General features: G+C 67.2%; 20 protein-coding genes. 6 read left to right on the top strand and 14 right to left on the bottom strand.

The window, feature by feature from the left end; all coding sequences use genetic code 11:
• Positions 1 to 38: 38 nt before the first annotated feature.
• The 4 genes from purQ to purC form a co-directional block, all read right to left on the bottom strand.
• The gene (purQ, locus tag OU996_RS13240; RefSeq protein WP_267582081.1) at positions 39 to 737 is read right to left on the bottom strand and encodes a phosphoribosylformylglycinamidine synthase subunit PurQ; all 699 of its coding nucleotides are present in this window, start codon (positions 735 to 737) and stop codon (positions 39 to 41) included.
• Positions 734 to 970, bottom strand: a complete 237-nt coding sequence (locus OU996_RS13245; RefSeq protein ID WP_267582082.1) for a hypothetical protein — start codon at positions 968 to 970, stop codon at positions 734 to 736. Before OU996_RS13245 ends, purQ begins: the two co-directional genes overlap by 4 nt.
• A gap of 33 nt (positions 971 to 1003) precedes the next feature.
• Positions 1004 to 1246 carry a phosphoribosylformylglycinamidine synthase subunit PurS gene (gene purS, locus OU996_RS13250; protein ID WP_267582083.1) on the bottom strand — a complete coding sequence of 81 codons (243 nt, stop codon included), beginning with the start codon at positions 1244 to 1246 and terminating at the stop codon, positions 1004 to 1006.
• Positions 1247 to 1383: 137 nt separating this feature from the next.
• A complete protein-coding gene (gene purC, locus OU996_RS13255; RefSeq protein WP_267582084.1) occupies positions 1384 to 2190 on the bottom strand; it encodes a phosphoribosylaminoimidazolesuccinocarboxamide synthase in 807 nt (268 codons plus the stop codon).
• Positions 2191 to 2506: 316 nt separating this feature from the next.
• Here purC and OU996_RS13260 point away from each other — a divergent pair, with 316 nt between their 5' ends.
• The 3 genes from OU996_RS13260 (at position 2507) to OU996_RS13270 (ending at position 6269) form a co-directional block, all read left to right on the top strand.
• Positions 2507 to 2830, top strand: a complete 324-nt coding sequence (locus OU996_RS13260) for a DUF1476 domain-containing protein (protein ID WP_267582085.1) — start codon at positions 2507 to 2509, stop codon at positions 2828 to 2830.
• Positions 2831 to 3003: 173 nt separating this feature from the next.
• A complete protein-coding gene (locus tag OU996_RS13265; RefSeq protein WP_267582086.1) occupies positions 3004 to 5580 on the top strand; it encodes an SH3 domain-containing protein in 2577 nt (858 codons plus the stop codon).
• 131 nt (positions 5581 to 5711) lie between these two features.
• A complete protein-coding gene (locus OU996_RS13270) occupies positions 5712 to 6269 on the top strand; it encodes an SH3 domain-containing protein (RefSeq protein ID WP_267582087.1) in 558 nt (185 codons plus the stop codon).
• 69 nt (positions 6270 to 6338) lie between these two features.
• Here the strand turns inward: OU996_RS13270 and purB are convergent, their stop codons facing one another.
• Both purB and rpe read right to left on the bottom strand, forming a co-directional pair.
• The gene (purB, locus tag OU996_RS13275; protein ID WP_267582088.1) at positions 6339 to 7646 is read right to left on the bottom strand and encodes an adenylosuccinate lyase; all 1308 of its coding nucleotides are present in this window, start codon (positions 7644 to 7646) and stop codon (positions 6339 to 6341) included.
• Between the two features lie 96 nt (positions 7647 to 7742).
• On the bottom strand, positions 7743 to 8429 hold the full coding sequence (gene rpe / locus OU996_RS13280) for a ribulose-phosphate 3-epimerase (protein WP_267582089.1): 687 nt from the start codon (positions 8427 to 8429) through the stop codon (positions 7743 to 7745).
• Between the two features lie 172 nt (positions 8430 to 8601).
• Here rpe and OU996_RS13285 point away from each other — a divergent pair, with 172 nt between their 5' ends.
• Positions 8602 to 8970 carry a hypothetical protein gene (locus OU996_RS13285; protein WP_267582090.1) on the top strand — a complete coding sequence of 123 codons (369 nt, stop codon included), beginning with the start codon at positions 8602 to 8604 and terminating at the stop codon, positions 8968 to 8970.
• Positions 8971 to 9076: 106 nt separating this feature from the next.
• Here the strand turns inward: OU996_RS13285 and OU996_RS13290 are convergent, their stop codons facing one another.
• Positions 9077 to 10081, bottom strand: a complete 1005-nt coding sequence (locus tag OU996_RS13290) for a P1 family peptidase (RefSeq protein ID WP_267582091.1) — start codon at positions 10079 to 10081, stop codon at positions 9077 to 9079.
• Between the two features lie 113 nt (positions 10082 to 10194).
• On the opposite strand from OU996_RS13290, the gene OU996_RS13295 reads away from it, so the two are divergent.
• On the top strand, positions 10195 to 10926 hold the full coding sequence (locus tag OU996_RS13295) for a cytochrome c biogenesis CcdA family protein (RefSeq protein WP_267582092.1): 732 nt from the start codon (positions 10195 to 10197) through the stop codon (positions 10924 to 10926).
• On the opposite strand, the gene OU996_RS13300 is transcribed toward OU996_RS13295, so the two are convergent.
• The 7 genes from OU996_RS13300 to OU996_RS13330 form a co-directional block, all read right to left on the bottom strand.
• Positions 10923 to 11411 carry a GNAT family N-acetyltransferase gene (locus OU996_RS13300; protein ID WP_267582093.1) on the bottom strand — a complete coding sequence of 163 codons (489 nt, stop codon included), beginning with the start codon at positions 11409 to 11411 and terminating at the stop codon, positions 10923 to 10925. The two genes, OU996_RS13295 and OU996_RS13300, sit on opposite strands and share 4 nt — an antisense overlap.
• 135 nt (positions 11412 to 11546) lie before the next feature.
• The gene (locus OU996_RS13305) at positions 11547 to 12647 is read right to left on the bottom strand and encodes a branched-chain amino acid ABC transporter substrate-binding protein (protein WP_267582094.1); all 1101 of its coding nucleotides are present in this window, start codon (positions 12645 to 12647) and stop codon (positions 11547 to 11549) included.
• Positions 12648 to 12776: 129 nt separating this feature from the next.
• Complete coding sequence (locus OU996_RS13310) at positions 12777 to 13151, bottom strand: DUF6867 family protein (RefSeq protein ID WP_267585711.1); 375 nt, start codon at positions 13149 to 13151, stop codon at positions 12777 to 12779.
• A 103-nt stretch (positions 13152 to 13254) separates the two neighbouring features.
• Positions 13255 to 13968, bottom strand: a complete 714-nt coding sequence (locus OU996_RS13315; protein ID WP_267585712.1) for an ABC transporter ATP-binding protein — start codon at positions 13966 to 13968, stop codon at positions 13255 to 13257.
• 65 nt (positions 13969 to 14033) lie between these two features.
• A complete protein-coding gene (locus OU996_RS13320) occupies positions 14034 to 14999 on the bottom strand; it encodes an ABC transporter ATP-binding protein (protein ID WP_267582095.1) in 966 nt (321 codons plus the stop codon).
• Complete coding sequence (gene livM, locus OU996_RS13325) at positions 14999 to 16432, bottom strand: high-affinity branched-chain amino acid ABC transporter permease LivM (RefSeq protein ID WP_267582096.1); 1434 nt, start codon at positions 16430 to 16432, stop codon at positions 14999 to 15001. The genes OU996_RS13320 and livM overlap by 1 nt, the downstream gene beginning before the upstream one ends.
• An 11-nt stretch (positions 16433 to 16443) precedes the next feature.
• The gene (locus OU996_RS13330; RefSeq protein ID WP_267582097.1) at positions 16444 to 17361 is read right to left on the bottom strand and encodes a branched-chain amino acid ABC transporter permease; all 918 of its coding nucleotides are present in this window, start codon (positions 17359 to 17361) and stop codon (positions 16444 to 16446) included.
• 365 nt (positions 17362 to 17726) lie between these two features.
• Here OU996_RS13330 and OU996_RS13335 point away from each other — a divergent pair, with 365 nt between their 5' ends.
• Entirely contained in the window at positions 17727 to 18245 is a 519-nt protein-coding gene (locus OU996_RS13335; RefSeq protein WP_420712632.1) for a flavin reductase, read from the top strand.
• Positions 18246 to 18247 lie beyond the last annotated feature (2 nt).

Consider the following 18247-nt stretch of genomic DNA (forward strand, 5'->3'; position numbering starts at 1 on the left):
TGCGGGGCGAGGCGGGGCGGGCCGGCGAGGGGAGACCCTCAGGCCCGCTCCAGCGCTCCGGCGAGGCTCTCGAAAAGGGCGCGGCCATCGGTCGGACCGATGGCGGGGTCGACGTGGTTTTCCGGGTGCGGCATCAGGCCGAGCACGTTCAGCTTCTCGGAGACGATGCCGGCGATGGAGTTGGCGGCGCCGTTGAGCACCTGCGTGTCGTCGCGCGTGCCGCTGGCGGTGACATAGCGGAACAGCACGCGGCCCTCGCCCTCCAGACGCTTCAGCGTCTCGGCATCGGCGGTGTAGTTGCCTTCACCATGGGCGACGGGGAAGCGGACAATGGCGCCCTTGGCATAGCGACGGGTGAAGGGCGTGTCGTTGCGCTCGACCTTCAGCAGCGCCTCGCGGCAGATGAAGCGCAGGCGGGAATTGCGGACCAGCACGCCCGGCAGCAAGCCGCTCTCGCACAGGATCTGGAAGCCGTTGCAGATGCCCAGCACCAGGCCGCCGCGGGCCGCGTGCTCGCGCACGGCGTCCATGATGGCGGCGCGGGCGGCGATGGCGCCGCAGCGCAGATAATCGCCATAGGAGAAGCCGCCGGGTAGCACCACGAGATCGGTGCCGGCGGGCAGGGAGGTCTCGGCGTGCCACACCATGGCCGGCTTGGAACCGGAGACGGTGGTGAGGGCGTGCGCGGCATCGCCCTCGCGGTTGGAGCCGGGGAAGACGAGAACGGCTGATTTCATGGGACGAGCGGGCTTTCGGTCAGTTCAAGACGGCGTTCGATCCGCTCCAGCCGGGCGTCGTGCCGCGTGAGCGTCGCATAGATGTTGTGGATGTCCTGCTGCATCGCGATCTGATGCGTGCGGATGGCCTGAAGCTCCTGCTTTACCTCGTCGACCTTGCCGTCGAGCCTGACGAGGCGTTCCTGAATGGACCTCAGGACCTCGAAAAGGAGCTCGTTGGTGACGTCGGCCATGGTCCGGGGCTTCCCTAGCGTCGGGTCAGTCTATCACCCGACAAACTCGATGCGGTAGGATTCGATCACGGTGTTGGCCAGCAGCTTCTCGCAGGCCTCCTTGAGCGTCGCCTCGGCCTTGGCCTGGTCGGCGCCGTCCAGTTCGACATCGAAGACCTTGCCCTGGCGGACGCTGGCGATGCCGGGCACGCCGAGCGAGCGCAGCGCGCCTTCGATTGCCTTGCCCTGCGGATCGAGCACGGCGGATTTCAGGGTGACGAGAACGCGCGCCTTCATGGGACCACTCGTAAAAACTTGCGGGTGAAAAACACAGACGGGGGCAACCGGGCCCCCGCCTATCATCAGCCTGCACCGGGCTCAATGCCCGATCCGGTATAGGAGACCACCGAAAGCCGCAGCTCCCGGCGCGCCCGTCACTCTTCGGGTTCGGACTTGACCAGAACCGGACCACCCTGGCTGCGCTCGTTCTCGGACATGATGCCGAGGCGGCGCGCCACTTCCGAATAGGCCTCGACGAGGCCGCCCATGTCGCGGCGGAAGCGATCCTTGTCGAGCTTGTCGTTCGACTTGATGTCCCACAGACGGCAGGAATCCGGGCTGATCTCGTCGGCGACGACGATCCGCATCATGTCGCCTTCCCAGAGGCGGCCGCATTCCATCTTGAAGTCGACAAGGCGGATGCCGACGCCGAGGAACAGGCCCGACAGGAAATCATTCACGCGGATGGCCAGCGCGATGATGTCGTCGATTTCCTGGGTGGTCGCCCAGCCGAACGCCGTGATGTGCTCTTCCGACACCATCGGGTCGTTGAGCGCGTCGTTCTTGTAATAGAATTCGATGATCGACCGGGGAAGCTGCGTGCCTTCCTCGATGCCGAGGCGGGTCGACAGCGAACCGGCGGCGACGTTGCGCACCACCACTTCAAGCGGGATGATCTCGACCTCGCGGATGAGCTGCTCGCGCATGTTCAGCCGCTTGATGAAATGGGTCGGGACACCGATCTCGTTCAGCTTCAGGAAGATGTATTCCGAGATACGGTTGTTCAGCACGCCTTTGCCGTCGATGACGTCGTGCTTCTTGTTGTTGAAGGCAGTGGCGTCATCCTTGAAGTGCTGGATCAGCGTGCCTGGCTCAGGGCCCTCATAGAGGACCTTCGCCTTACCTTCATAAATGCGGCGGCGGCGGCTCATGGGTGGGTACCGTCGGTTGAGGAAGTCCATTAGGGTGCCGGGGCTCCGGTTCCGGGTTCACGGCTGGGGCGCCGCACGTTTACGCGATCTGTCGCGCCCTGGCGATCTCGATATCGCCGACGATTCGTTTCGCTCCGGCTCCGGCGCCCACGCGCGGACACTAGCCGATCGCCGGTGCGGATACAAACAGGACCGCGTGCATGTCTGGCGTGTCCCCACCGCACGGGACATGTCGGGGCCCCGAGCGGCAGATTGCCGTAGGGGGCGGTGGATGGCCGCGACGGCGTTGATTTGGGTGCGGGCACGCGATAATCAAGCCGCAACTTACAGACATGGGGGCCATGGCATGAGCACGTTCGACAACCGCGAAGATGCGTTCGAGGCGAAGTACGCCCATGACGAGGCCCTGAAGTTCAAGGCCCATGCCCGCCGCAACAAGGCGCTTGGCCTGTGGGTCGCCGAGAAGCTGGGCCTCGCTGGCGCCGATGCCGACGCCTATGCCCGCACCCTCATTGAGGCCGATCTGCAGGAAGCCGGCGACGAGGATGTGTACCGCAAGGTCAAGGCCGACCTCGACGCCAAGGGCCTCGATGTGTCCGAGCACCGCATCCGCCGCACCATGGACGAGTTGCTGGCCGAGGCGATCACCCAGCTCAAGACCGAAGGCTGACGCGTCCGGCCGTCAGGCCCGGTGCTGCCTGGCCACCGATTCGCGCAGGCGCCGGGCTGGTTGCACCTTGGCAACCATCTTTTCGGCATTTGATTGCGACAGGCGGCGATTGCAGTCATCCGTGAGGATGGCCGCGATCGTCCGTTCGGGAAGGTCGTGGCATGGGAGGCCCCATGCGGTTCACGACGTCCGTTCTGTTCGCTTCCGGCTTTCTGATGGCCGGCACGCTGGCGGCCGCAGCATGGCCCGCCACCACGCGCAGCGCTGCCAATGTGCGCGGCGGCCCCGGCACCAGCTATGGCTTGCTCGGCACGCTGCCGGCCGGCACGCCCGTCGAGGTGGTCGGCTGCTCTGGCGCCTGGTGCCAGACCCCCTATGGCTATGTGAGCGCGAACCTGCTGGCGCAGGCGCCTGACGCTTCCGCCGCCAGCCCGGCGTTTCCCGGCACGACGACCGCCCGCTCGGGCAATTTCATTCCCGCCCCCCCGCCGATCCAGGGCGCCGCAGCGCTGGGTTACGCCCCGGCGGGCGTGGCGGCGAGCTATCAGACCCCGCTCACCGGCGGCACGGGCCTTGTCGCAGGCGTGGCGTCCGATCATCCGGGCGACGATCTCACCATGTCCGGCGTGCGCACCACCATGGGCACGACCAATGTGCGTTCGGGGCCCGGCACCGAGTATGAGGTGGTCAAGACGCTGCCGGATTCGACCAGCGTTCAGGTGATCCGCTGCGCCGATAGCTGGTGCCAGACCGACGAGGGCTACATCAGCATCTATCTGCTCTCGCGCGGGCCGGTGCAGCAGGTGCTGAACGCCGCCGCCCAGCCGCGCGTGCCGGGCTCGCAGACCCGCGACTCGCTGAGCTACGGTTCCACGGCCGTGTCGGCTGCCGGATCGCTTGCGGCCTATGGTGGCATCGGTGCGGCTGGAACTGCCTCGGGAGGCAATGCGGTGGTGACGGCGAGCGCCAATGTGCGCTCCGGGCCGGGGACGCGCTACAACTCGCTCGGCACGCTGCCGGCGGGCGCGCCGGTGAATGTGGTGTCCTGCGCCGGGGCGTGGTGTCAGACGCAATATGGCTATGTCAGCGCCCGTCTCGTCCGTCAGGGCGCCACCGCACCGGCTGTCTATGGAGCGCCGGCCCTTGCGAGCGTCGCCTCGCCGACCTATCGCGCGCCGGCGGCGTTGCAGGGCGCCGCGGCGCTGGGCTATGCACCGGCGGGCGCGGCGGCGAGCTATCAGACCCCGGTCGCCGGCGGGACGGGCCTTGTCGCCGGCGTGGCGTCCGATCATCCGGGCGACGATCTCACCATGTCCGGCGTGCGCACCACCATGGGCACGACCAATGTGCGCTCGGGGCCCGGCACCGAGTATGAGGTGGTCAAGACGCTGCCGGATTCGACCAGCGTTCAGGTGATCCGCTGCGCCGATAGCTGGTGCCAGACCGATGAGGGCTACATCAGCATCTATCTGCTCTCGCGCGGGCCTGTGCAGCAGGTGCTGAACGCCGCGGCCCAGCCGCGCGTGCCGGGTTCGCAGACCCGCGACTCGCTGAGCTACGGTTCCACGGCCGTGTCGGCTGCCGGATCGCTTGCGGCCTATGGTGGCATCGGTGCGGCTGGAACTGCCTCGGGAGGCAATGCGGTGGTGACGGCGAGCGCCAATGTGCGCTCCGGGCCGGGGACGCGCTACAACTCGCTCGGCACGCTGCCGGCGGGCGCGCCGGTGAATGTGGTGTCCTGCGCCGGGGCGTGGTGCCAGACCCAGTATGGCTATGTCAGCGCCCGGCTGGTGGGTCAGGCCGCGCCGGCCGCGCTGCCGGTGCAGCCGATGAGCATGGCTCCGGTGCCGGCAACGCCGGGCCGGGCCTATGCGCCGAACGCACGTCCCGACCTGTCCGCGTCGCCGGCCGGGGCGACGGTGGCGACGGGCGGGGCGACCTCCACCGCCATCACCACGGCCAGCGTCAAGCTGCGCACCGGCCCCGGCACGACTTATGACAGCGTCGGTACCCTGCCGGCCGGAACGCAGGTCGAGCTGCGGGGCTGTTCGGGCAGCTGGTGCGAGACGGTGGACGGCTATGTGAGCGCGCGCCACCTCTCGACCGGTGCCACCGAGCCGGCCCGCGTCGTCGTGCGTCGGGCGCCAGCGCGGAGCTCCGCGACTCCGGTCGCTTCGTCCTATGCCGCTTATGCTGGCCCGGCCGTGCCCGCGGGCTATGAGGCGACGGCGCCCTATCCCGGGCCGGTCTATCCCGGCATTGCCGTGACCACGCCCTATGCGCCGGGTGCCGCGCTGCTGGCCGGCCTCGCGGCGCCTTTCGTCGGCCTCGCCGCTGCGGTCGACGCGGCGGATGGCGGCTATGGCTGGGGCGGTTATGGCACCGCGCCCTTCGGCTATGGCTGGGGCACGGTGTGGCGGGCGAGCTGGGGGCCGGGCTATTGGGGACCGGGCCTCTATGGCCGCAATGGCGCGAGCTACTGGGGCGCGCGCACCAGCTATTGGGGCGGGCGGACCAGCTATTGGGGCGGGCGGACCAGCTACGCCAATATGCATCCCGGCTACCCGAACATCGCCCGCTTCGGCGACCGCTATGGCGACACCTACTGGTCGCGGCGCGGGGAGGGACGGCTGCCGCAGCGCGCCAGTTTCTATGGCGGGATGGGGCCGTTCTGGCAGGGCCCCTATGTCGAGGGTCCATCCTATAATGGCCGGCCGGTGATGTGGCGCCCCGGCGCCGCGATCTGGTGACGTAACCGTGATCGGGCGGGTGCTTACGTAGAGTAACCAATTTCGCCCCATTCGATTGCTATCGCACAGTATTGCGGCCGCTGCGTCAGCGGGGAGGCGTCCAAGCGTCTGCCGCGGTGAGGAGAGCCCGGATGCGTTTCACGAAATCTCTGATGGTTGCCGCCGGCCTGTTGATGGCCGGCACGGTTGCCGCGTCGGCCCGCCCGGCCGTGGCGACGACCGATCTGAATATCCGCAGCGGCCCCGGCACGCGTTACGCGGTGATCGGCTCGCTGCCGGCGGGCACGCAGGTCAACACCGGCGGCTGCGCGGGGAGCTGGTGCCGCGTCGGCGGCGGCTTCGTCAGCGCGAGTTATCTCGCCTTTGGCGGCCGTGCGCCCGCCCGCGTGGTCGTGCAACCCAATTACTACGCCAATGACGTCGCCCTCGGTATCGGCGCCTTCGCGCTCGGCGCGGCGGTCGGCTCGGCCTGGGGTGGTCCCGGCTATGGTCCCTATTGGGGGCCGGGCCCCGGCTATTGGGGCGGGCCGCGTTATTATGGCTATGGCCCGCGCTATTACGGCCCGCGCCGCGGTTATTGGGGCGGTGGTCCGCGCTGGCGCGGCCGTCCGGCCTATTGGCGCGGTGGACCGGGGCCGGGCTGGCGTGGTGGTCCCGGCTGGCGCGGGCGCGGTCCGGTTTTCCGCTAGATCGAGCGAGGCTGAAACGACAAAGGCGCGCCTGGTGGCGCGCCTTTTTCATGATCCGCCATGGCGCGCTCAGGCGCGGCCGAACACCCGGCGGAAGATCGTGTCGACATGCTTGAGGTGATAGCCGAGGTCGAACTTCTCGGCGATCTCCTCCGGCGTCAGATATTGACGCACTTCCTCATCACTGGTGAGCAGCGTCTGGAAGTCGCCCTCGCCGCGCCAGACCGGCATGGCATTGCGCTGGACGAGGCGATAGGCGTCCTCGCGGCTCGCGCCCTTCTGGGTGAGCGCCAGCAGCACGCGCTGGGAGTGCACGAGGCCGCCGAGGCGGTCGAGATTGCGCTGCATGTTCTCCGGGTAGACCACGAGCTTCTCGATGACGCCGGCAAGGCGGTTCAGCGCGAAATCGAGCGTCACCGTCGCGTCCGGGCCGATGCCGCGCTCGACCGAGGAGTGCGAGATGTCGCGCTCATGCCAGAGGGCGACATTCTCCAGCGCCGGCGTGACCATACCGCGCACAAGGCGGGCGAGGCCGGTGACGTTCTCGGTGAGCACCGGGTTGCGCTTGTGCGGCATGGCCGAGGAGCCCTTCTGGCCGGCCGAGAAGAACTCCTCGGCCTCCAGCACCTCGGTGCGCTGCAGATGGCGGATTTCGATGGCGACGCGCTCCATCGAAGAGGCGACGACGCCAAGCGCCGCGAAATAGGCGGCATGACGATCGCGGGGAATGACCTGCGTCGACACCGGCTCGACCTTCAGGCCGAGCTTGGCGGCGACATAGTCTTCCACGCGCGGGTCGATCTGCGCGAAGGTGCCGACCGCGCCGGAAATGGCGCAGGTGGCGACTTCCTCGCGCGCTGCGACCAGGCGGGCGCGGTTGCGCTGGAATTCGGCATGGGCCTGGGCCAGCTTCAGCCCGAAGGTGGTGGGCTCGGCATGGATGCCGTGCGAGCGGCCGATGGTCGGGGTGAGCTTGTGCTCGAAGGCCCGCGCTTCCAACGCCGCGAGCAGCCGGTCGACATCCTTGATGAGAATGTCGGCGGCGCGGACCAGCTGCACCGACAGGCAGGTATCCAGCACGTCGGAAGACGTCATGCCCTGGTGGACGAAGCGCGCCTCCGGCCCGACGATCTCGGCGAGATGGGTGAGGAAGGCGATGACGTCATGCTTGGTGACCGCCTCGATCTCGTCGATGCGCTCGACATCGAAAGTGGCGTCCTTCGCCATCTCCCAGATCTTCGCCGCGGCTTCCTTCGGCACCACGCCGAGCTCGGCCAGCGCATCGGTCGCGTGCGCCTCGATCTCGAACCAGATGCGGAAGCGGGTCTGCGGCTCCCAGATGGCAGCCATTTCGGGGCGGGTATAGCGCGGGATCACGGGCGGGCTCTTTCGGCAAGCGGTGGATGCCCGCGCATTAGCAGATAGGCGGGGGCGCGACAAATCCCGCCGCCGGGATCCTGCCCTGCGGCCGCGTCAGACGAGCGTGCCGCGCGCCCGCTCCGCCGCGTTGCGGATCGAGGCGATGTTGCCGGCATAGGCGCTGGCGCCGCCTTTGAAGGTGGCGGAGCCTGCAACCAGCGCATTGGCGCCGGCGGCGATGCAGGCGCCGGCGGTCTCGGGCGTCACGCCGCCGTCGATCTCGATGTCGATCGGCCGGTCGCCGATCATCGCCTTAATCTGGCGCACCTTGTCCATCACCGGCGCGATGAAGGCCTGGCCACCGAAGCCGGGGTTCACGGTCATGACGATGACGAGGTCGATGATATCCAGCAAATGCTCGATGGCGCTGGCGGGGGTCGCCGGGTTGATGGCAACACCGGCCTTCTTGCCGAGATTGCGGATGGCCTGCAGCGAGCGGTGGAGGTGCGGGCCAGCTTCCGCATGGACCGAGATGTGATCCGCGCCCGCCTTGGCGAAGGCCTCCAGATAGGGATCGGCCGGGGCGATCATCAGATGGACGTCGAAGGGCTTGGCCGAGAGCGGGCGCAGCGCCTTCACCACGTCCGGCCCGAAGGAGATGTTGGGCACGAAATGCCCGTCCATGATGTCGATATGGATCCAGTCCGCGCCGGCGGCGTCCACCGCCTTCAACTCCTCGCCGAACCGCGCGAAGTCGCTGGCGAGAATGGACGGGGCGATGATGAGCGGGCGGTTTGTCATGGGCAGGGCTCTCCGTTGCGCGCCCGTACCATGGCTGGCCGGGGCACCGCAAGAAAGCGGCGGACGACCCAGCGTCAACACCGGATGCGCTTACCGTAGGAGAGCGGTAATCTGCGAATCGGGGCCGACGATTTCCGGGCGTTGCTGGCGACGTCCGCTGATGGAGATGTGCATGATGAAGATGGGGTATGTGGCGGCGGGAGCGGCGGCTGCCGTGATCGGGCTTCTGTCGGCCGTGCCGGAAGCGCAGGCCTGGCGCGCCGGGGCCTGCGGCGCGCGCGGCTGCGTGGGTGTGGCCAATCCCGGGCATTATTACGGGGCTGGCCGCTATTATGGCCCGGTGCCGCGCGGCGGTGGCGTGGTGGTGGTCAATCCGCGCCCCTATTGGCCGCCGGGCGGCGCCGTGGCGGCCGGTGCGGCGCTCGGCTTCCTCACCGGGGTGGCGGCGGCTAACCTCGCCGGCCCGCCGCCCCAGCCGAACTACTGCTGGTACTACACCAACCCTCAGCGCACGACCGGCTTCTGGGAGCCGTGCCCCTGAGGGGCATACGCTTAGCGGCAAAATCGATGGCCGGGGGACACGATCCCCGGCCGTTCTTTAGCGGGCTGCCGCGACACCCGACCCGGCTCGGAGGCGGCCAAACCGTCTATCCCCACCGGTTCCGCCATGTCGGCATCGTGCCGGCTTGCGGCAAAGCGGTGGCCTCATAGACGGCCCGGGCGCAGGCGCGGGCGAGCGTCTGGACCACCGCCGCGCCGATGAGCGCGAGATCAAACACCGGATCGGCCAGCGGCCTGCGGCCGGTGGCGGCGGCGAAGATGGTGTCGCCGTCGAGCGGGGTGTGCACGGGCCAGATGGCATGGGCGTAGCCATCATGCGCCATCACGGCGAGACGCTTGCACTGAGCCTTGGTGAGCACCGCATCCGTCGCCACCACGGCGATTGTCGTATTGGCAATGCCGGCCTCCGCGCCCTCCGGCAGCCCCTTGAGGCGCGGTCGCGCGGGGAGGGCCGGCAGGGGGCTGGGAAAGCCGCGGCCGCCGTACTCGCTCTCCCGCTCGAAGGGGGCGGCCCAGAAATGCGGCGCGTCCGGGAAATTGGTCGCGCCACAGGCATTGACCGCCACCAGCGCGCCCACCCTGTGGCCGCTCGCCGCGATCATCGATGCCGAGCCCAGCCCGCCCTTCAGATCGACCGTCGTGGCGCCGGTGCCCGCGCCGACCGTGCCGAGCGCGAAGTCCAGCCCGGCGGCATTGGCGGCGGCGTAGCCGAGATCGCGATAGGGCGGAAAGCGGCCCCAGTCCTTGTTCCCGCCATTCAGCAGATCGAACAGCACCGCGCCGGGCACGATGGGCACCAGGGCGCTGCCGACCTGAAAGCCGATGCCACGCTCGGCTAGTGCCGCCATCACCCCGGCGCCGGCATCCAGCCCGAAGGCGGAACCGCCCGACAAGGCGAGCGCGTGAATGGCGCCCACGGTCTCGTCCGGTGCCAGAAGATCGGTCTCGCGCGTGCCCGGCCCGCCACCGCGTACATCGACCGAGGTGACGGTCGGCGCGTCGAAGATGACGGCGGTGACGCCCGAGGCGAGGGCGAGGTCGGTGGCGTTGCCGACGCGCAGGCCGGGAACGTCGGTGATCAGGTTGCGCATAGGGTGGGCACCAGCAGCATCACATCACGGGGAGAGGCCAAGCAGCCACATTGCATAAGCTCAAGCGGGCGTGCATTGGAAGGTCCAACAGTCCGGTAAAGGTTGCGCAGTTCATGGCCGACGTCACCCTCCCGGCGGCCTTTGCCGCGGGCATTGCCAGCTTCGTGTCGCCCTGCGTGCTGCCTTTGGTGCCGCCCTATCTGTGCTACCTCGCCGGCACCAGTCTCGACCAGATCACCCACAAGGCGCCGACCGACGCGGCCGCGCGCCGCACGCTCGGTGCGGCGCTTTTGTTCGTGGCGGGCTTCTCCACCGTCTTCGTCGCATTGGGGGCCGGCGCCTCAGTGGCGGGCGGCTATCTGCGGATGTATTCGCAGGAGCTCAGCATTGTGGCGGGCGTTGCCATCCTGCTGATGGGGCTGCACTTCCTCGGCGTGCTGCGCTTCGGCTGGTTGACGCGCACGCGCCGCGTGCATGTCGATGCGCCTTCCACCCTCGCTGGCGCCTATGTGATGGGCCTCGCCTTCGCCTTTGGCTGGACGCCCTGCATCGGCCCGGTGCTGGCGGCGATTCTCGCCGTGGCGGCGAGCGAGCAGACGCTGACGCGCGGCGCGGGATTGCTGGCGGTCTATTCCGCCGGGCTCGGCGTGCCCTTCCTGCTGGTTGCCGCTATGGCGCGCCCGGCGCTCGGCATGCTCGTTCATGCCCGGCGCTATCTGCCCATGGTCGAGAAGGTGATGGGTGGCCTGCTGGTGCTCACCGGCATCGGCTTCCTCTCCGGCTGGATGGCGACGATGAGCTTCTGGCTGCTGGAGACTTTCCCGGCACTGTCGCGCTTCGGCTAAACGAGACGCTTACGCATATGGATGCAGGCCATCCCGCGTCCTCCCGGCAAGATATGCTCTCCATATCCTTCCCGCATGAAGCCGTGACGTAGATAGAACGCCTCGGCATTTATCGAGGCGTCCATGGTCAGTTCAGTAAGGCCGCACTTCAGCGCCCGCTTTTCCAACTCGCACAGGATGTCGCCGCCGATTCCGGCGCGGCCATGGTCGGGCGCGACATAGACGGCTCGCAGTTCGTGACTGCCGGGCACGATCGAGCCGAAGCCGATGATGCTGCCGCTTCGGTCCCGGGACACCACTGCCTCTTCGACGCGGCGCGCCAAGCGTAGGGCGAGAGCCTCTATGACCTCAGTCCGCAGCGGCAAGGGTGCCCAAGCCTCAATGACATCGGCATCATAGAAGGCAACTGCCGTTCCGCGCACGGCTGCCCGCTGCACCCTTAGCATCGCTTCCGCATCCATGGGGCGCGCTTCTTCGATATGCATGGCACTCCACCGGTGCGTTGACCTATCGGAGGGCGTCTATCTCAGTCGCAAAACAAAACCCGCCGGCGCGAACCGGCGGGTCATGCATCAGGCGTGAGCCGCGAGTGGGCGCCCGCTAGGGCGCCCGATGCGCGATCAGAGCTCGGTGTAGCCGCCGTCCTTCCAGACATAGACGACGTAGTCGAGGTTGGTGCGGTCACCCTTCTTGTCGAAGGTCAGCTTGCCGAGCACCGTGTTGAAAGCCGCGCCCGAGTGGATGTACTCGGCGACCTTCTTGGTATCGAGCGACTTGGTCGCCTCGACGGCCTGCTGGATCACCTGGCCGGCAGCGTAGGAGTAGAGAACATAACCCTCGGGGTCGATGTTCTTCTTCTTGAACTCCTCGACGACCTTGACGGCGGCCGGGCTCTTGCGCGGATCCGGGCCGAAGGTCATGAGGGTGCCAGCGGCGCCCGGACCGGCGATGGTCCAGAACTCCTTGTCGGTGATGCCGTCGCCCGAGAACAGGACGGTGTTCTGGCCCTGGTCGCGCAGCTGGCGAACCAGCAGGCCGGCTTCGGTGTGCAGACCGCCGTAATAGAGAATGTCGACGTTCGCGGCCTTCAGCTTGGAGACGAGAGCGGAATAGTCCTTCTCGCCCGGGTTGATGCCTTCATAGACCACTTCAGTCACGCCACCGGCGTTGAGCGCCTTCTTGGTCTCGTCGGCCAGACCCTTGCCGTAGGGGGTCTTGTCGTGGACGATGGCGATCTTCTTGCCCTTCAGGTTCTGAAGGATGTAGGCGGCGGCGACGGCGCCCTGCTGGTCGTCACGACCGCAGGTGCGGAACACGTTGGTGAGGCCGCGCTCGGTGAGCTTCGGGTTGGTCGAGGCCGGGGAGATGGCGATCACGCCGGCTTCGGCATACTGCTCGGAGGCCGGGATCGACACGCCCGAGTTGAAGTGGCCGATCACGAACTTCACGCCGTCGGCGATGAACTTGTTGGCCACCGAGACGCCCTGCTCGGGCTTGGAGGCGTCGTCGCCCACGATGATCTCGACCTTCTGGCCGAGGAGACCGCCGGCAGCGTTGACGTCCGTCGCCCACTGCTCGGCACCGTTCTTGAGCTGGGCGCCGAAGGTGGCGTTCGCGCCGGTGATCGGGCCACCGACGCCGACCTTGACCTGCGCCGAGGCCGGCACGGCCAGCGCCGCCATGGCGCCGAGCGCAATGCCCGCAAACAGAAGCTTCTTCATGAACTTCTCTCCTGATTCTGGAAGGGTAGTCTTCGCAGCCTGTGCGGCCAGGCGACTGTCACCCCTGGCCGCTATCATGCTCTTTTCCGCACCCCTGTCGATGAGGAAGCGAAACATGGTGAAGGGTGCTCAGGCCTGCTCGCCAGGGGCCTCACGGGAGGCGCCTTCGAGCCAGCCGAACGGCCCCGACTGACGGTAGATCCAGCCATAGCGCGTCGCCATCTGGCTCGCCCTTTCGGAGCGGAAGCCCAGGGTGGCGAGCGCCACGAGGAAGGCCGTATCCGTCAGGAAATAGTGCAGGGACAGCAGCGTCCCTTCGAACAACGCGAAGTGGAAGAAGCGCACCACGCAGCCGAGCAGCAGCGCATAGATCACCGCCTGCCGGTACACCCGCCAGGTGCGAGCGATGGAACGGCCGGTGAACCAGGCCGCGCCGCCGCCGAGGAACACGGTGACGAGCAGGAAGTCGCCGCGTGACACCTCGATGACCGAGGATGGCGTGATGACCGATGCCACCAGAATGGCGATGACGACGAGGGCGGGAACGACCACGGCGAGGCTGGTGGTCGGGCCCTGGGAGATGAGGGTGCCGCTGGTCCGGGCCATGTCAGTGCTTCCCGCCTTCGAGATAGGCCGCCCGCACTTCCGGGCGCTCCAGCAGTTCCCGGCCGGGGCCGGACATGGTGACGAGGCCGTTCACCAGCACATAGCCGCGATGGGCGAGCTTCAGCGCGTGGAAGGCGTTCTGCTCGACCAGGAACACGGTGAGTCCCTCGGTGCGGTTCAGTTCGCGGATCGCGTCGAAGATCTGCTTGACGATCAGCGGCGCGAGGCCGAGCGAGGGCTCGTCGAGCATCAACAGGCGCGGGCGGCTCATCAGGGCGCGGCCGATGGCAAGCATCTGCTGCTCGCCGCCCGACAGCGTGCCGCCGCGCTGGCTGATGCGCTCCTTGAGGCGCGGGAACAGCACGAAGACCTTCTCGAGATCCTGCTCGAAATGGGCGAAGCCGTCGACCGAAGCGCCCATCTGCAGGTTTTCAAACACGGTCATGCGCGGAAAGATACGCCGGCCTTCCGGCGACTGGGCGATCTTCAGCTGCGCGATCTCGTGGGTCGGCATCTTGGTGATGTCGCGACCCTCATAGACGATCTGGCCCTCACGGGCGCGCGGCTGGCCGAAGATGGTCATCATCAGCGTCGACTTGCCGGCGCCGTTGGAGCCGATAAGAGTGACGATCTCGCCCTTGTGGACGTCAACATCGACGCCTTTCAGCGCCATGATGTTCCCGTAGAAGGTCTTCACGCCGCGCACGGCCAGCATGGGTTCGGCGTCGCTCGGGGCGAGCGGCGCGCCGGCGCTGTGGGGCACGGTGGTCACTGTGTCGCTCACGAGTTGGCTCCCGTGGAATGGCCGCCGGCGTCGATGCCGATTTCGGCCTCGACCTCCTCCACCGCGTCCTCGTCGACGCCGAGATAGGCGGCGATGACACGCGGATCGTTCTTCACCGCGTCGGGCGTGCCGTCGGAGATCTTGGTCCCGTAGTCGAGCACGACCACGTGGTCGGAGATCTCCATGACGACGCTCATGTCATGCTCGATCAGCAGGATCGAGGTGCCATGTTCGGCGCGGATGGAGCGCAGCAGATTGTTGAGTTCAAGGCTCTCGCGCGGGTTGAGGCCCGCCGCCGGCTCGTCGAGGCACAGCAGGATCGGCTCCGAGCACATAGCACGGGCGATCTCCAGCCGGCGCTGGGCGCCATAGGGCAGGTCGCCCGCCGGGTCGTCCGCCCGCTCGGTGAGGCCGACCTTGTCGAGCCAGTACTTGGCCTTCTCGGTGGCGGCGCGCTGCGCGTTGTTCCAGCCAGGCAGGCCGAACAGCCCCTTCAGGGAATAGCCGGAAGCAACCATCAGCGCGTTGTGCTGGGCCACCATCAAGTTCTCCAGCACGGTCATGCCGGTGAACAGCCGGATGTTCTGGAAGGTGCGCGCCACCTTCGCCTCGCCGGAGACCCGGTAGTCGGGCATGCGCTCCAAGAGGAAGACGGCGGAATCGGCGCCGACCAGCGAGCGCTCGCCGATCAGCGTCACTTTGGCGACTTCCTCCGGCGTCGGCGTCCGGCGGTGGCCGAGCACGAGGCGGCCCTCGCTCGGCTTGTAGAAGCCGGTGATGCAGTTGAACACCGTGGTCTTGCCGGCGCCGTTGGGGCCGATCAGCGCGGTGATCTGGCCGCGGCCGACCTTGAAGCTGAGATCGTTGACGGCGACGAGGCCGCCGAAGCGCATGAACAAGTGTTCGACGGAGAGGATGGTATCGGCTTCCCAGACGGGAATGCCGCTGTCGAGGGGTGCCATCAGCCGTGCCCCTCCTTGACGAGATCGCCGGACACCGCCTTGCGCTCCTTCAGGAAGATGGTGGGATCGCGGGTGGAGACGAGACCGCGGGGCTTCCAGACCATGATCGCGACCATGGCGAAGCCGAACAGCAGCATGCGGTAGAGGCTCGGGTCGAACTCATTGCCGAAGATCTGGGTCAGGAAGCCGAGATTGCGCAGCATTTCCATGCCGCCCATCATCACCGCTGCCGCCACCGCGACGCCGATCTGCGAGCCCATGCCGCCGAGCACCACGATGGCGAGGATCATCGCCGAAATGTCGAAGGTGAAGCTTTCCGGGGAGACGAAGCCGGCACGCACCGCGAAGAAGCAGCCGGCAAAGCCGCCAAACATGGCGCCGGTGGCGAAGGCTGAGAGCTTCACATTGGTGGTGTTGATGCCGAGCGAGCGGCAGGCGATCTCATCCTCGCGCAGCGCTTCCCACGCCCGCCCGACCGGCAGCTTGCGCAGCCGCACCGTGACGAAGGCGGTGAGCAGAGCAAGCGCCAGAATGACGAAATAGAGGAAGATGATGCGGTGCATCGGGTCGAATGTGAGCCCGAAGCGCGCCGCAAAGCCCTCTTCGCTGGCATTGAACGGAATGCCGAAGAAGGTGGCGCGCGGGATCGAGGCGATACCCGCGCCGCCGCCGGTGAAGTCCACCCAGTTGATGAGCACGAGGCGGATGATCTCGCCGAAGGCCAGCGTCACGATGGCGAGGTAGTCGCCGCGCAGGCGCAGTACCGGAAAACCGAGGATCATGCCCCAGACGCCGGCGAAAATGCCGGCCATGGGCAGGCAGATCCAGAAGGCCCAGCTCGCCCAGAAGGTTTCGCCGAACAGGCCCGCGAAGAAGTCATTGATCGGCGCCGAGGTCGCCAGCAGCGCGTAGGTATAGGCACCCACCGCGTAAAAGGCGACGTAACCGAGATCGAGCAGGCCGGCGAGGCCGACGACGATATTCAGGCCCCAGCCCAGCATCACATAGGTGAGGATGAGGATGCCGAGGTCGATGAGGTAGCGGCTCTCGCTCAGGCCGCCCATTGAGGCGGCGGCGATGAACGGGAAGAAAATCGCCAGCCCGAGCAGCGCGGGCTTCACCGCCGGGCCGACGGTCGTGCCCATGCGGTCGAACACGGTCGGGCCGGTCTTGGTCCGGGGCGGGCGGTTGGGCGACCAGATCGTCAGGTTGAGGATCAGGCGGCCGACGAAGATGATGCCCACCATGACGGCCAGCGTCATCGGCCGGTAGGCGAGGCCGAGCGCCCCGTCGATGATGATCGTCTGGAAGCCGATCAGGGGACCGAAGAGGCCAGTGGCGATAAGGCCAGTGATGAAGGCATCCTTGAGGGCGTGAGCCATCACGGAGGTCTGCGCCGGGGCGGGCGCGGTGTCGGCAAGCTGGACTGCCATGGCGGCCTACCTCAGACCTTCTCGACTTCCGGACGGCCGAGCAGGCCCTGCGGCATGAAGATGAGGGTGATGGCAAGGATCGAGAAGGCGGCGACGTCCTTGTACTCGATGGAGAAATAGGCCGACCAGAACACCTCGATCAGGCCGATCAGCAGCCCGCCAAGGACGGCCCCCGGCAGCGAGCCGATGCCGCCCAGAACCGCGGCGGTGAACGCCTTGACGCCCGGCACGAAGCCGTCGGCGAAATGCGCGACGCCGTAATACATCATGTACATGACGCCCGCGACGGCGGCGAGCGCGGCGCCGATGACGAAGGTCAGCGAGATGGTGTGGTCGACATTGATGCCGAGCAGCGCCGCCATCTTGCGGTCCTGCTCCACGGCGCGCTGGGCGCGGCCGAGCGAGGTCTTCTGCACGAGATACCAGAAGCCCATCAGCAGCAGCGCAGTCACCGCCATGATGATGACCTGCTTCCACGCCAGCGTGACCTGGTAGTTGCCGGAGTCCATCAGCACGATCACGTCGGTCACCATCGGCGGCACCGGCTTGTTGCGCGGGCCCTGGGAGACCTGGACGAAATTGGCGAGGAAGATCGACATGCCGATGGCCGAGATCATCGGCGCGAGGCGGAACGAGCCGCGCAAGGGCCGGTAGGCCACGCGCTCGATCGCCCAGTTGGTCAGTGATGTGAAGAACATCGCCACCACCAGCACGATGGCCAGCGCCAGGAAGATCGAGGTGATGCCCAGCACCGTGGTGAGCAGCAGGAAGCAGACCAGGGCGATGAAGGTGGACACCATGAACACGTCGCCATGGGCGAAGTTCACCATGCCGATGATGCCAAAGACCATCGTGTAGCCAATGGCGATGAGCCCATAGATCGAGCCCAGCGTCAGCCCGTTGATGAGCTGCTGAATGAAGACTTCCATTTTGTTTTCCGGCTCCCCTCAGCCGATGGCGAAAGCCGCACGCATCCGGTGTGCATAATTTATAATCTTGCCCGCAACGTATGCGGGTCTTCACTCTTAGCGCGCGTCGCTCTCAGATACAATTCGATCGAAAGACGAAATGCAATCGATCGAAACGCGTGATGTAACGGTGCCTTGACACCATTTTTACCGATTTTCCTTGCGTTTCAAGGTTTTGTCGTAATTGCAACAAAGCCCCTCCTTTCGTCGGGGTCTTCATTTTTCGGTCATGTTTACGTCCCATCCGCGCCCTTGGACGTGGCTTCCGCCCGTAGCCATGGCGTCTTATGCACAACTTGGCGGCGATGGCCGCACTGGAGAGCCCTGTGGACGACACCAGCCGGTCTACGCCCACGGACGGTCACGCCGTCGATGCGGGCCTGTTTCGTGAGGCGATGAGCCGGCTGGCGGCGGCCGTCCATGTCGTCACCACGCGGGGGCCGGAGGGGCGGGCCGGCTTCACCGCCACGGCGGTCGCCTCTATCTCCGACACCCCGCCGACGCTGCTGGTCTGCCTCAACCGGCGTAGCCTGTCGGCCCCGGCCTTTCACCATGCCGGGCGTTTCGCGGTGAACATGCTGACCGGCGCGCAGGAGACGGTGGCGCAGAGTTTTGGCGGGCGGGGCGGGCTTTCGGGTGAGCAGCGCTTTGGCGTCGGGCACTGGCAGGAGGGCGCGCTCGGGCTTCCCTGCCTGGTCGGCGCGCTCGCCGTCTTCGAGTGTCGGCTGGTCGAGGCGCGCACCGTGGCGACGCATGACGTGCTTGTCGGCCGTGTCGAGCATGTCACGCTCGGCCCGGCGCGGGAGAGCCTCGTTTATCTCGGGCGCGAATTCCGCCGACTCTGAGG

Origin of the sequence: Ancylobacter sp. SL191 (assembly GCF_026625645.1) — a bacterium.
Taxonomy (GTDB): Bacteria; Pseudomonadota; Alphaproteobacteria; order Rhizobiales; family Xanthobacteraceae; genus Ancylobacter.

Bases quoted from the DNA above. Each gene is read 5' to 3' on its own strand.
- livM (WP_267582096.1), bottom strand. From the start codon at position 16,432: ATGGCAGTCCAGCTTGCCGACACCGCGCCCGCCCCGGCGCAGACCTCC.
- OU996_RS13260 (WP_267582085.1), top strand. From the start codon at position 2,507: ATGAGCACGTTCGACAACCGCGAAGATGCGTTCGAGGCGAAGTACGCC.
- purC (WP_267582084.1), bottom strand. From the start codon at position 2,190: ATGGACTTCCTCAACCGACGGTACCCACCCATGAGCCGCCGCCGCCGC.
- OU996_RS13270 (WP_267582087.1), top strand. From the start codon at position 5,712: ATGCGTTTCACGAAATCTCTGATGGTTGCCGCCGGCCTGTTGATGGCC.
- rpe (WP_267582089.1), bottom strand. From the start codon at position 8,429: ATGACAAACCGCCCGCTCATCATCGCCCCGTCCATTCTCGCCAGCGAC.
- purQ (WP_267582081.1), bottom strand. From the start codon at position 737: ATGAAATCAGCCGTTCTCGTCTTCCCCGGCTCCAACCGCGAGGGCGAT.
- purS (WP_267582083.1), bottom strand. From the start codon at position 1,246: ATGAAGGCGCGCGTTCTCGTCACCCTGAAATCCGCCGTGCTCGATCCG.
- OU996_RS13245 (WP_267582082.1), bottom strand. From the start codon at position 970: ATGGCCGACGTCACCAACGAGCTCCTTTTCGAGGTCCTGAGGTCCATT.
- OU996_RS13265 (WP_267582086.1), top strand. From the start codon at position 3,004: ATGCGGTTCACGACGTCCGTTCTGTTCGCTTCCGGCTTTCTGATGGCC.
- OU996_RS13290 (WP_267582091.1), bottom strand. From the start codon at position 10,081: ATGCGCAACCTGATCACCGACGTTCCCGGCCTGCGCGTCGGCAACGCC.
- OU996_RS13315 (WP_267585712.1), bottom strand. From the start codon at position 13,968: ATGCTGGCCGTGCGCGGCGTGAAGACCTTCTACGGGAACATCATGGCG.
- OU996_RS13330 (WP_267582097.1), bottom strand. From the start codon at position 17,361: ATGGAAGTCTTCATTCAGCAGCTCATCAACGGGCTGACGCTGGGCTCG.
- OU996_RS13295 (WP_267582092.1), top strand. From the start codon at position 10,195: ATGGCCGACGTCACCCTCCCGGCGGCCTTTGCCGCGGGCATTGCCAGC.
- OU996_RS13285 (WP_267582090.1), top strand. From the start codon at position 8,602: ATGATGAAGATGGGGTATGTGGCGGCGGGAGCGGCGGCTGCCGTGATC.
- OU996_RS13320 (WP_267582095.1), bottom strand. From the start codon at position 14,999: ATGGCACCCCTCGACAGCGGCATTCCCGTCTGGGAAGCCGATACCATC.
- OU996_RS13305 (WP_267582094.1), bottom strand. From the start codon at position 12,647: ATGAAGAAGCTTCTGTTTGCGGGCATTGCGCTCGGCGCCATGGCGGCG.
- OU996_RS13300 (WP_267582093.1), bottom strand. From the start codon at position 11,411: ATGCATATCGAAGAAGCGCGCCCCATGGATGCGGAAGCGATGCTAAGG.